The following is a 13005-nucleotide window of genomic DNA, read 5'->3' as shown; positions in this document are numbered from 1 at the left end:
CAAAGACGGTCACAAGGACGGGTCGAACATCGGGAAGCTGACGCCCAGCGCCCAACCCAGGACAAGGCCCAACCCCAGCCCCATCGCCAGAACCGACCCGGTGCGCCGCCCGACCCAGCCGCCCATCAGGCCGAAACTGGCGTAGAACAGGCCGATCACCGGCAGGATGATGATAAGGAAGAAAAGACGCTCGAAATCGAGCGCGACAGCGATGCCCAGCGACACAAGGAACGCCAGCCGCGCCACCCAGCGCCGCCAGAGCGCCGCGCGCCCCGCCTCCAGAAGAACGGCATCGGCGATCATCGCAAGCACCGCACCCGGCAGGATAAGCGCCATGACCGGCAACCGCCCCGCGACAGGCACAAAACTGGCCACGTAACGATCCATCACGCCCCCGAAGGCCAGCAACCCGTAAGCGGCCAGCGCAAAGCCCCAGATCCAGCCTGACCGCGCGGGGAACCCCTTGGCCCAGGCCGCGCCGATCAGGACCAAAGCGCCATAAAGGGCCAGGTGAAGCGCCAGGTAATCGGCCACCAGTACGGGCAGCACCCGCGTTTCGAACAGCGCCAGAACCAGCGGCGTCACCACAGCCGGGACCACGGCCAAAGCCCAGAACTGGCCACGGGTCGGTGACCATGGCGCGTGACCAACCTGCAAGAGGTGGGCCAAGGGACGGGCCAGCAGCACGATGCCGAACAGGGTCAACAGGATGGGCCAACCTATCGCGGCGACGGGTCCGGCGCTGTCTCGGTCAAAGCTCTCGTCCAGCCACGCCCGCGTCTCTCGCAAGGCAACCGGCGAATAGAGCACGCTCACATGCTCGACCCTTGGGGCGGCCACCGCGCGCCGTGCGAACCCCTCGCCGGGGGTGCCGACCGTCTGCCCTTCCTCGGCGCCGATCTCGGCCATCACGCGGCGGGCTTCCTCGCGCAGCATGCCCTCCCACGCGCCGTTGAGCAGCAGCAGATTCTGCGGCTGATCCTCGGTGACCGCCTCGCTGAACACCGAGATGCCGACAATCGCCTCGACGCGGTCATCGCTGATCCCCTGCCGGATGATGATGTCCGAGGCCATGGAGTGCCCGACCAGCGCCACGCGCGGCTCTGCGCCGGGCAGATCCAGCATGGCATCCGTCACGCGCCCGATCTCGGCCATCAGAAGTTGCGTCGTGCCATCGACCGAGGTCACGTCGCCCGACATCGGCACCGGGTTACGCCCGTGCCCCTCCAGATCGAAACTGGCGGTGATATAGCCCGCCTGCGCCAGCGTCAGCTGGTAGGCCGCCATCAACTGCCGAGACCCGGCAAACCCATGCGCGATGATGACGACCGGGGCCTCGGCGCCCGGGCGTTGCATCACGGTGACGGGCGTTGTGCCGACCTCGGTATGGGTGATGTCCAACCCCGCACGCGGGCGTTCCAGCAGGAACAGCCCCGCCGCAACGCAAACCACCGCCAGGATTGCCATCAGCGCGTGCCGTTTCACTCCACCGCTCCCGTGTTGCTTTGGCAGCAACCTAACCCGCAGGGCAACGCTTGCCACTGGCCCTTTGTCGCGCTGCGTGCTTTACGCTCGATTCAATTCTCGCAACCGTTTTGGCCCCATGCATACCGTTACCCTGATCACCAATTCCGCCATGTACCTCGACCCCGAACTGGTCACGACCCTGCGCAACGCGATGGGGGGCGGCGATGCGGTCTGGCTGAACCCGAACCATGCCGCCGAGTTCGAGGTTGCGCGCCTGCCGAAAAACATCGGCTCGGTCTGGGACAGCCTGCAATCCGAGGGCGTAGACATGGTCGCGCAGAAGACCGAGGGGCGACGCAAAGCCATGCTGCTGGCCGACATGGATTCGACCATGATCCAGCAGGAATGCATCGACGAACTGGCCGCCGAAGCCGGCGTTGGCGACCGCGTGACCGACATCACCGCGCGCGCGATGAATGGTGATCTGGATTTCGAAGAGGCGCTTCTGGAACGTGTCGGCCTGTTGAAAGGTCTGCCAAACTCCGTGATCTCGGACGTGCTGCAAAAGCGCATCTCGCTGATGCCGGGCGGCAAGACCCTGATCGCCACGATGAAGGCGCATGGCGCTCACGCCGCGCTGGTGTCTGGCGGGTTTACCGCCTTCACGACGGCTGTCGCGGAATGGCTGGGCTTCGACGAACACCGCGCCAACACGCTGTTGGCGGAGGATGGCGTGCTGACCGGTGACGTGGCGCGCCCGATCCTTGGACGTGAGGCCAAGGTGCAGGCCCTGCACGAGATCACCGAACGGCTTGGCCTGTCCCCCAGGGACGTGATCGCCGTGGGAGACGGCGCCAATGACCTCGGGATGCTGGGGCTGGCCGGAACGGGGGTCGCGCTGCATGCCAAACCGGCGGTGCAGGCACAGGCGCCGCATCGGCTGAACCACGGCGATCTGACCGCGCTTCTGTATCTGCAAGGCTATTCCGTGGACGAGTTCGTCACCGGCTGACCCGGTTCAGGCGGCCAGTAGCGCCGCTTCGAACCGGCGGACCTGCGGACGGGCCAGGGGGGCGGCGCGCAAGGCCTCGGCGACACTGGGATACCGATCTTTCAGGGCCGCACGCAGATCGCGCTCATGCCGGGCAAGCCCGCTATCGGGCAGGTAGCTTTCCGACCAGACACCGCCCGCCTTGATGATCTCGTGCCGAGCGAACAGCAGGTGGAAATACGTCTCGGTCGGTTTCGGTTCGGGCCGAATGGTTGTGCCGTTCACGAGGTGCTTGGCCGCGACCAGAACCTCGTCGTCGCCGTAGTAAAGCTGCGCTTCCCAACCGCCGATGAACATGCGGTGTTGCGGAGAGACAAGCAGCACTTCGTCATTCCCGATGGCACCCCGCGCGAACCGGATCGGCGCATGTTCGGCACTGGCGTCCACGCTTGTCTGGCCCAGCCAGAGAAGCGGTTGCATCCCGTGATCCAGGGTTTCGATCAGGTCGCCGGGGCACAAATCCTCGACCGGCACGGGTCCGCGCGCGGTTTCGACCCGTGTTCCCCGTGTCAGGCAGGGCGGGCCAAGGTCGCCCACAGGCATGTTGGTGTCCTGCGTGACGTAGGACGCGGTGCGGAAACTCGCCGTCTCAAGGACCGTACCGTCATTCGGGGTGAAAACGGCGCGTCCGTCCGCAAGGTAAAAGGTCGTTCCCTCGATCCATTGCGTGACGCCATCCACGCGAACGCTGATCTGGTCGCCGTTGTAAACCGCGGTGACGTCGCTGCCATCAATGGAATCGCCGCTGGGACCGTCGATCAACCCGTCCTCGTTCACATCCACGATCGCGAAGACCTGCGGGGTCAAGATCGTCCCGAAGCCTGGCGGATTGGCGGGATCGATGATGAAGAACTGATCGTAATAGGTGTCAGCCATCTTGCGCTCTGCCCTTTTGATTGAGAGCAAAGCTGTCCCTCAAAACGGGCGGCATTCAGGAACAATTAGGGTAAACGCAGGACAATCGTTCCGATCCGAAAACAATCGACGGAGAGGGGGCACGTCAAAAATTTCCTATATTTCTCATATAATTGGAAAAGGCCCCGGTCGTTCTGACCGGGGCCTTTTCCATGCTTTGTGGCGGTATTTCGACCGTTGGCGGGTTACTCCGCCGGCACGGCTCCCGCCTCGATTCCCAGCGGATGGGCCAGCTTGTCCAGCATCTCTTTCGGGCAGACCTGGACGAAGTTCTTCAGCTCGATCTCCCAGTGCTGGAGGATATCGGCGGCCTTGCGGCTGCGGGTTTCCTTCAGGTGGCTTTCGACCAGGCCGCGAAGCTGCTGCTCCCAGTGCTCGACCGTCACGGGGCAGGTCACCAGCGTTTCAAGGTTCATGTTGACGCCGGCCTGCCCCTCGGGATCGTAGAGATAGGCCATGCCGCCGGTCATGCCGGCCCCGAAATTGGCCCCGATCGACCCGAGGATGACGGCCACGCCACCGGTCATGTACTCGCACCCGTTCGAGCCACAGCCCTCGACCACGACCTTCGCGCCCGAGTTCCGCACGGCAAAGCGTTCCCCGGCCCGGCCCGCGGCGAAGAGGTATCCATCGGTCGCGCCATAAAGCACCGTATTGCCGATGATGACGTTTTCGTCGGCCTTGAGCGGGCTGACCTGCGGCGGTTTCACAACGATGATGCCACCCGACAGGCCCTTGCCGACATAGTCGTTGGCGTCGCCCGACACTTCCAGCTTCAGACCGGGCGCGGCGAAGGCCCCCAGCGATTGGCCAGCCGACCCTTCCAGCTTGACCGTCAGGTGATCGGGCTGGAGCGTGTTCCGCATCCCGAAATTCTTGACGATATGGCTGGAGGTGCGGGTGCCGATCGTCCGCAGCGTGTTCTGCACCGCGTAGCTGAGCTGCATCTTTTCCCCGTCTTCGAGGAACCGATGCCCGTCCTTCACGATCTGGGCGTCCAGCGTGTCCGGCACGGCGTTGCGCGGCTTGTAGCGGTCATAGACGATGCGATCCGCGCCATCGACGGTGATGAGCATCGGGTTCAGGTCCAGATCGTCCAGATGCGCGGCACCACGGCTGACCTGCGTCAGAAGGTCGGCACGCCCGATCACGTCATCGAGGCTGCGTGCCCCGATGGAGGCGAGGATTTCCCGCACTTCCTGCGCGTAGAAGGTGATGAGGTTGACCACCTTGTCCGCATTGCCCGTGAATTTCTCACGCAGCTTGGGGTCCTGCGTGCAGACGCCCACGGGGCAGGTGTTCGACTGGCACTGACGCACCATGATGCAGCCCATCGCGATCAGGGCCGCGGTGCCGATGCCGTATTCCTCGGCCCCCATCATCGCGGCCATCACGATGTCCCGCCCGGTGCGCAGGCCGCCATCGGTGCGCAGCGTCACGCGATCGCGCAGCTTGTTCATCGCCAGGACCTGGTGCGCTTCGGTCAGGCCCATTTCCCACGGCAGACCCGCATACTTGATCGAGGTCGCGGGCGACGCGCCCGTGCCGCCATTGTGACCCGAGATCAGGATCACGTCCGCCTTGGCCTTGGCGACACCGGCGGCAATCGTGCCGACGCCCGAGGACGCCACCAGCTTCACCGTCACCTTGCAGCGCGGGTTGATCTGCTTGAGGTCGTAGATCAGCTGCGCCAGATCCTCGATCGAGTAGATGTCGTGGTGCGGCGGGGGCGAGATCAACGTCACACCCTTGGTCGAGTGCCGCAGCCGCGCGATCAGGTCGGTGACCTTCATCCCGGGCAACTGGCCGCCCTCGCCGGGCTTGGCGCCCTGGGCGACCTTGATTTCAAGCTCTTCGCAGTGGTTCAGGTACTCGGCGGTCACGCCGAACCGACCCGAGGCCACCTGCTTGATCTTGGCCGACGGGTTGTCGCCATTGGGCTCCGGCACGAAATGCGCCGGATCTTCGCCGCCCTCGCCGGAATCCGACTTGGCGCCGATCCGGTTCATGGCGACGTTCAGCGTCTTGTGCGCCTCGGGCGACAGGGCGCCCAGCGACATGCCCGGCGTCACGAACCGCTTGCGGATCGAGGTGATGCTTTCGACTTCGTCGATATTGATCGGCTCACCGAGCGGCTTGATGTCGAGCAGATCCCGCAGGTGAATCGGCGGGTTGCTTTGCATCTTCTTCGAATACTGCTTCCACAACTCGTAGGAGGCGCGGTTACAAGCCATCTGCATCATGTGCATGGTCTGCGCTTCCCAAGCGTGCTTCTCGCCCGAGCGGCGCGCCTTGTAGAAGCCGCCGATGGGCAGCGGCAGCACGTCCGCGCCACCCTGCCAGCCCTTGGCATGCACTTCCTCGACCTTCTTTTGCAGGCCGCTGACGCCGATGCCCGAAATGCGGCTCAGCATGCCCGGGAAATACTCGTTCACCATCGCGCGGCTCAGGCCCACGGCCTCGAAGTTCAGGCCGCCGCGATAGGACGAGATCACCGAGATCCCCATCTTCGACATGATCTTGAGCAGGCCCGCGTCGATGGCCGCGCGATACCGCGCCATGGCTTCGGTCAGGGTGCCTTCGATCAGCCCGCGATTGATCCGGTCGGCGATGCTGTCCTGCGCGAGATAGGCGTTCACCGTGGTCGCGCCACAGCCGACGAGAACCGCGAAGTAATGCGGGTCGATGCATTCAGCCGAGCGGATGTTGAGCGAACAGAAGGTGCGCAGGCCCTTATGCGTCAGCCAGCTATGCACCGCGCTGGTCGCAAGGATCATGGGCATCGGCACGCGATCTTCGCCCTGGAACCGGTCGGTCAGCACGATGTGGCCTGCACCCGAGCGCACGGCATCCTCGGCCTCTTGCCGGATGCGGGAAAGGTTGTCGCGCAGCGCCCCCTGTTTGCCACCGGCGGGGAAGGTGCAATCGATGGTGACGAGCGAGGCGCCGAAATACTTCACCATCTCGTCGAACTGCGCGTTCGCGACAAAGGGGCTGTCCAGCACGAGGATCTCGGTCTGGCTGCTGTCTTCGTCCAGCACGTTCTTGAGGTTGCCAAAGCGGGTCTTGAGGCTCATCACCCGGTATTCGCGCAAGGAGTCGATCGGCGGGTTCGTCACCTGGCTGAAGTTCTGGCGGAAGTAGTGGCTGAGCGGGCGATACATGCTCGACAGCACAGCCGCGGGCGTGTCGTCGCCCATCGAGGCGATGGCCTCTTTCCCGTCCTCGGCCATGGGCGCAAGGATCTGTTCCAGCTCTTCCATCGAGTAGCCGGCAGCCACCTGCCGCTTGCGCAGATCGGTGCCGTCGAAGATCGCCGTTTCGGTCACGTCGCGGGTTTCGACAGCAAGATCGGTGATCTTGCCGACCCATTCGCCGAAGGGGCGGCTGGCGGCCAGCGCGTCCTTGATCTCGGTGTCGTGAAACAGCTTCTGCTCGGCCATGTCGACGGCAATCATCTGGCCGGGACCAAGCGCGCCCTTCTCGACGACGGTGGCCTCGTTGATCGGCACCATGCCGGCCTCGGACCCCGCGATAAGCATGCCGTCCCCCGTCACGACATAGCGCATCGGGCGCAGTCCGTTCCGGTCAAGCCCGGCGCAGACCCAACGCCCATCGGTCATGGCCAGAGCGGCGGGGCCGTCCCACGGCTCCATCACCGAGTTGCAGTAGGAATACATGTCCTGCCACGCCTGCGGCAGTTCGCTGGCCGTCTGGCTCCAGGCCTCGGGGACAAGCATCGTCTTGGCCATGGGCGCGGTGCGCCCGGCCCGGACCAGCACTTCGAACACCGCATCCAGCGCGGCGGAGTCGGATGCACCCTGCGCGATGATCGGTTTGATGTCCTCGGCCATCTCGCCGAAATACGCGGAGGAAAGCCGGATCTCGTGGCTCTTCATCCAGTTGACGTTGCCCTTGAGCGTGTTGATCTCGCCGTTATGGGCCAGCATGCGGAAGGGCTGGGCCAGCCACCATTGCGGGAAGGTGTTGGTCGAATAGCGCTGGTGGTAGATCGCGAAGGCGGACTCGAACCGCTCGTCCTTGAGATCGGGATAGAACTCGGCGACGTCCTGGGCCAGCATCATGCCCTTGTAGATGACCGAGCGGCAGGACAGCGAGCAGATATACAGCTCCTTCACGCCTGCACCGGCGGCGGCCTTCTCGATCCGGCGGCGGATGACGTAAAGCTCGCGCTCGAAGGTTTCCTCGTCCACGCCCTTGGAGTTCGAGATGATGATCTGCTCGATCTCGGGGCGGGTCGCGTTGGCCTTTTCGCCCAGCACGCTGATATCGACCGGCACGTGGCGCCAGCCATAGATGTAATAGCCCATCCGCAGCACTTCGGATTCCACGATCGTGCGGCAGGTTTCCTGCGCGCCGAAATCGTTGCGCGGCAGGAACACCTGACCGACGGCCATCAACTCGTTCATGCGCGGCTCGTGGCCCGTGCGGCGCACCTGGTCGTAGAAGAAATGCACCGGGATCTGCACGTGGATGCCCGCGCCGTCGCCGGTCTTGCCGTCGGCGTCAACCGCCCCGCGGTGCCAGATCGCCTTGAGGGCGCTGATGCCGTTTTCCACGACCGCACGGGTGGGTTGGCCATCGAGGGACACGACAAGGCCCACGCCACAGGACGAATGCTCGTCCTCTTCGCGGAACATGCCGTTCTCGGCCATCCATTCACGCTTGGCTGCCTCGGACCGGGCCCAGGTGGCGTCATACTTCGTCATGGTCATGCTCCTTCACTGGAGGGCGCATAAAGCGCCAAGGTCTCGGCCTCCGTCAGGCGTTCATGCGCGCCCGCGAAGGAATAACTGTCGGGTTTGCGGTCGATGAAGATCTCCCGCGTCAGCGCCAACCCGTTGGCGTCATCGAGGATGCCGAGCGGCACCTCGTAATTGCCTTCCCCGTCGACACCCTTGTCGAACCGGTACCACAGCGGCGACCCGCACGCCGCGCAGCGGCTGCGCGAGGCCCAGCCGCTGGTGCGACGGGTCACGATGGGGGCGCCCTCGGCCACGCTCATGTCGGCCTCTTCGACCGTCACGCCCAGCATCGGGCCACCCAGCCAGCGGTTGCACTGCCCGCAATGGCAGATGCCGAAGCCGCCCAGCTTGGACGCGGTGAACCGGACGGCCCCGCAAAGGCACTGGCCGGACACGCTCATCCGCGGTGCTCCGGCAGGTGCGGCAGACCACTCATCATGTCGCCGCAATCGTAGATCGGCTCCACCGACAGGAAACCGCGTTCGCCCGGCTCGGCGAATTCCATCGGGCTGTAATTGCCTTCGAAGGTTTCCCCGTCAGGCCGCGTCGTCGTTTCGATCCCGCCGAAAAACAGGCCCCAGCCTTCGTGCACGAACTGGTTGCCCTCGGTCCGGCGGGGGCCGTCGGCGGTGTCGTACTGGTAGGCGAATTCCGTCACGAGCAGTTCGCGGCCATCGACATCCAGGGTTTCCCCTGTCAGCCGGTCAAAACCGGTATAGTCGCGCTGGAACGTGCCGAGCGTGTTTTCCTCGCGGATCGAGAACACCATCGAGTCGCTGCCGGTGGCCAGCAACTCGGACAGGCTGGCCGGGTCTTCCTCGGGTTCGATCAGGGTGTCGTTGCTGCCGCCGCGCAGATCCCAGCTGCGCAGCCAGCGAAACTCGGAATCCGTGAAGCTGAGGTAGAAGGCGCCATCCTGGTCCAGCGTGGCGCGCCATTGCGTGCCCTCGGGGTCGGCGTCGCAGCGCCAGTGGTGCGACACCATGCAGGACCGCGATTGCACGGTCAGGAAAGCTTCGCAGCCCTCGGGCACCTGGAACAGGCGACCGCGATCCTGTGCGACGGCGGGCGTGGCCAGCACGGCGGCCAGCAGCGCGGCGAGGCTTGTAGCGTGTCCATTGCCCATGATGACGTCCGTCCTTGGTGCGGTGGCGGGTGAAAACGTGAAAACGAGAGCGGGGGCCCTGCCCGATCGCGCAATCTGCAATCGGGCAAAGCGGGTCAGGTCACTCGGCGGCGACGTCGGTCGCGGACGCCATGACCTTGTCGAGGATCGCATCGGCCGCTTCGCGCCCGTCGCGGATGGCCCAGACGACGAGGGATGCGCCGCGCACGATGTCACCCACGGCATAGACATTTTCGATCTGGGTCTCGTGGGTGCGGAAATCGGCCTTGACGGTGCCCCAACGGGTCACTTCCAGCCCGGGCACGTTCCAAAGGCTCGGAAGATCCTCGGGTTCGAAGCCCAGCGCCTTGATGACAAGGTCCGCGTCTTCGACATAGTCGGCCCCTTCGATCACCTCGGGGCTTTGGCGGCCCGTGGCGTCCGGCGCGCCAAGGCGCATCTTCTGCACCATCACGCCTTCGACCGTGTCGCCACCAGTGAAGCCCTTGGGGGCCGACAGCCAGACAAACTCGACGCCTTCTTCCTCGGCATTCTGCACTTCGCGCTGCGAGCCGGGCATGTTGGCACGGTCGCGGCGGTAAAGGCATTTCACGCTGGTCGCGCCCTGGCGGATCGCGGTGCGCACGCAGTCCATCGCCGTGTCGCCGCCGCCGATGACGACGACGCGCTTGCCCTCGGCGTTTAACTCGCCCGACTCGAACTCGGCCACCGTGTCGCCAAAGCCGATGCGGTTGCTGGCGGTGAGGTAGTCGATGGCGCGCACGATGCCCTTGGCGCCGACACCCGGTGCGGGCAGGTCACGCGACTTGTAGACGCCGGTCGCAATCAGGACGAAGTCATGCTGTTCGCGCAGCTCGTCGAAGGTGATGTCTTCGCCGACATTGCAGTTCAGCACGAATTTCACGCCGCCCTCTTCCAGCTGGGCGTTGCGGCGCATGACCACGTCCTTTTCGAGCTTGAAGCCCGGGATGCCGTAAACCATCAGGCCGCCCGCGCGGTCGTAGCGGTCATAGACCGTCACTTGCAGGCCGGCACGGCGCAGGCGGTCAGCGGCGGCCAGGCCACCGGGACCCGCGCCGATGATGGCGACCGATTCCGCGCGCTCCTCGGCGGGTTTGATCGGTTTGACCCAGCCTTCTTCCCACGCCGTGTCGGTGATGTATTTCTCGACCGAGCCGATGGTGACGGTGCCGTGGCCCGACTGTTCGATCACGCAATTGCCTTCGCACAGACGATCCTGCGGGCAGATGCGGCCGCAGATCTCGGGGAAGGTATTGGTGGCCTGGCTGACCTCGTACGCCTCTTGCAGGCGTCCCTCGGCGGTCAGCTTGAGCCAGTCGGGGATGTTGTTGTGCAGCGGACAATGCGACTGGCAATAGGGCACACCGCACTGGGAACAGCGCCCAGCCTGCTGGCGCGCCTTATTCATCGCATATTCGCCGTAAATTTCCTTGAAGTCCTCGCGACGCTGGTCCGCGTCACGCTTTTCCGGCATCTCTTTTTCGATGCTGACGAACTTCAACATGGGTTGTTTGGCCAAGGATCTTCTCCCATCTTGCTCGCGCCCCTATACCGGGGGTCTTGCGGGATAAAAAGACAGCTATGCTGACCTATATACAGATTTCTGAATGGTCTCGGGATGAATATTTTGCAAACTGCAGAAATTTAGGTCAAATAACTTTACCTTAATAGGAATTATAAAATTAGTATCAATGTCTTAACATTCCGTTACCTGGACCGGAGAAAATCCGCGTGAGCTTGTTTTATTTGTTTCTCGTGGCCTTGATCCAGGGTTTGACCGAGTTCCTTCCGATCTCGTCCTCGGGTCACCTGATCCTCTTGCCGAATCTTTCGGGGCAGGAAGACCAGGGGCAGGTGATCGACGTCGCGGTACACGCCGGGACGCTTGGCGCCGTGATCCTCTACTTCTGGCACGACGTTCGCCTTGCACTGTCCGGGGTGCCACGCCTTCTGACGGGCCGGATCGACACGCCCGGCTCGAAACTGGCCTTTCTGCTTCTGATATCGACCATCCCGGTGGTCCTTTGCGGGCTGGTTCTGCACCTGACGGGCCTGAGCGATGCGATGCGCTCGGTGGCTGTGATCGGGTGGGCCATGCTGATCTTCGGTTTGGTCCTTTACTGGGCCGACCAGAAGGGCGCCGACGTGAAACAGGCCAAGGCATGGACCCTGCGTGACGCGATCGTCATGGGTCTGTGGCAGGCCATTGCACTGATCCCCGGCACGTCACGGTCGGGCATCACCATCACCGCCGGGCGCATGCTGGGTTACACGCGCGAGGATGCCGCGCGGATCGCCATGCTGATGTCGATTCCCACGATCACGGCCTCGGCTATTCTGCTTGGGGGTGAGGTCATCGCCACGGCGGATGTACAGGCCGCGCGGGATGGCGCGATTGCCGCCGCGCTGGCCTTTGTCTCGGCCCTCGCGGCGCTGACCTTCATGATGCGGCTGCTGCGCAGCGTCAGCTTCACGCCATACGTGATCTACCGGGTGATCCTCGGCACGATCCTGTTGTGGATCGCCTATACCTAGATGTCTTCCTCGGCGAGGTGCTGCGCGCTTTCCTTGATCTTGGCGTATTGCCCCGACGGGCGATACGGCCAGAGGTAATCGTCCAGCACGGCGTCCATGCCGGTCGGATCGATGCCCAACTCGTCCAGACCCTTGCAGCCCGAGCAGATGACATTGTCATGGCGCAGGTTGCGCACCTGGTCACGGGTCAGAAGCGAATTGTGGATCAGCCCGCCGGTCAGGGTCTGCACGGCGTCCAGCACCGTCCCCATGATCCCCGCGATCCAGAACGGCACGTTCACGATCAGGCGGCGGCGGCGAATGACGGTCAGCATCTGCTCCATCAACTGGCGGAAGGTTCTTATGTCGGGGCCGCCCAGTTCGTAGATCCCCGGCTCGACCTCGCCCAGAACGCTCCTGAGGGCGACCTGCGCAACGTCATCGACATAGACCGGCTGGAACCGGGTCGACCCACCCACCACCGGCAGGATGTAGCCCGTCCGGGTCATCTTGGCGAACCGGTTGAAGAACTCGTCCTCGGGTCCGAAGATGATCGAGGGACGCAGGATGATCGCGCTGGGGAACGCCTCAAGCACAGCCGCCTCGCCCAGCGCCTTGGTGCGGGCGTATTTGCTGCTGCTTTCGCTGTTCGCGCCGATGGCCGACATCTGCACAAGGGTCTTCACCGATTCCTCGGCGGCGATCCGCGCCACGCGGCCCGCGCCCTCGTGCTGGACGGTGTCGAACTTGTTCTTGCCGCGCTCAGACAGGATGCCGACGCAGTTGACGACCGCATCGGCGCCGTGGATCGCGGCACGAACGCTGTCATCATCGCGAATATTGGCGAAGATCGGTTCGACCTGCCCGACCACGCCGTAGGTGCGAACGAAGTTCGCCTCGGTGGGGCGCCGCACGGCCACACGCACGCGCCACCCCTCCCGCGCCATCCTGCGGGCGATGTAACGCCCGACAAAGCCCGAACCGCCGAAAATCGTGACGAGTTTCGTCATGGGAAGCATCCTTTGGTCGTCCTTGCTTGCGTGATAGGCACAGAAGGTGTGTCCCACAAGGCGCAAATCGTCTCAAATCGCCTGCGGCATGCCGCCGAATACAATTTCGTTTCGCCATTATCACTGGCCAGTGCG

General features: G+C 64.1%; 9 protein-coding genes. 2 read left to right on the top strand and 7 right to left on the bottom strand.

Annotated features, from left to right (window positions below):
- Window positions 1–9: 9 nt before the first annotated feature.
- Complete coding sequence (locus ABD923_RS12790) at window positions 10–1485, bottom strand: alpha/beta fold hydrolase (protein ID WP_259548497.1); 1476 nt, start codon at window positions 1483–1485, stop codon at window positions 10–12.
- Between the two features lie 118 nt (window positions 1486–1603).
- Here ABD923_RS12790 and serB point away from each other — a divergent pair, with 118 nt between their 5' ends.
- Entirely contained in the window at window positions 1604–2479 is an 876-nt protein-coding gene (serB, locus tag ABD923_RS12785) for a phosphoserine phosphatase SerB (RefSeq protein WP_259548498.1), read from the top strand.
- 6 nt (window positions 2480–2485) lie between these two features.
- On the opposite strand, the gene ABD923_RS12780 is transcribed toward serB, so the two are convergent.
- From ABD923_RS12780 to ABD923_RS12760, 5 genes are all read right to left on the bottom strand, one after another.
- Window positions 2486–3394 carry a Hint domain-containing protein gene (locus ABD923_RS12780; RefSeq protein WP_259548500.1) on the bottom strand — a complete coding sequence of 303 codons (909 nt, stop codon included), beginning with the start codon at window positions 3392–3394 and terminating at the stop codon, window positions 2486–2488.
- A 224-nt stretch (window positions 3395–3618) separates the two neighbouring features.
- Window positions 3619–8163: a glutamate synthase large subunit gene (gene gltB / locus ABD923_RS12775; protein WP_259548508.1), complete on the bottom strand. Its 4545-nt coding sequence runs from the start codon at window positions 8161–8163 to the stop codon at window positions 3619–3621.
- Between the two features lie 2 nt (window positions 8164–8165).
- Entirely contained in the window at window positions 8166–8600 is a 435-nt protein-coding gene (locus tag ABD923_RS12770) for a GFA family protein (RefSeq protein WP_259548509.1), read from the bottom strand.
- The gene (locus tag ABD923_RS12765) at window positions 8597–9325 is read right to left on the bottom strand and encodes a hypothetical protein (protein WP_259548512.1); all 729 of its coding nucleotides are present in this window, start codon (window positions 9323–9325) and stop codon (window positions 8597–8599) included. Before ABD923_RS12765 ends, ABD923_RS12770 begins: the two co-directional genes overlap by 4 nt.
- A gap of 100 nt (window positions 9326–9425) precedes the next feature.
- Entirely contained in the window at window positions 9426–10865 is a 1440-nt protein-coding gene (locus ABD923_RS12760) for an NAD(P)-dependent oxidoreductase (protein ID WP_259548515.1), read from the bottom strand.
- A 212-nt stretch (window positions 10866–11077) separates the two neighbouring features.
- On the opposite strand from ABD923_RS12760, the gene ABD923_RS12755 reads away from it, so the two are divergent.
- A complete protein-coding gene (locus ABD923_RS12755) occupies window positions 11078–11881 on the top strand; it encodes an undecaprenyl-diphosphate phosphatase (RefSeq protein ID WP_259548522.1) in 804 nt (267 codons plus the stop codon).
- Here the strand turns inward: ABD923_RS12755 and ABD923_RS12750 are convergent.
- Complete coding sequence (locus ABD923_RS12750) at window positions 11878–12870, bottom strand: complex I NDUFA9 subunit family protein (protein ID WP_259548523.1); 993 nt, start codon at window positions 12868–12870, stop codon at window positions 11878–11880. The genes ABD923_RS12755 and ABD923_RS12750 overlap by 4 nt on opposite strands.
- Window positions 12871–13005 lie beyond the last annotated feature (135 nt).

The sequence above is a fragment of the [Roseibacterium] beibuensis genome (assembly GCF_039542305.1).
Taxonomy (GTDB): Bacteria; Pseudomonadota; Alphaproteobacteria; order Rhodobacterales; family Rhodobacteraceae; genus Roseibacterium; species Roseibacterium beibuensis.
This window is presented reverse-complemented; position numbering and strand designations above follow the sequence as displayed.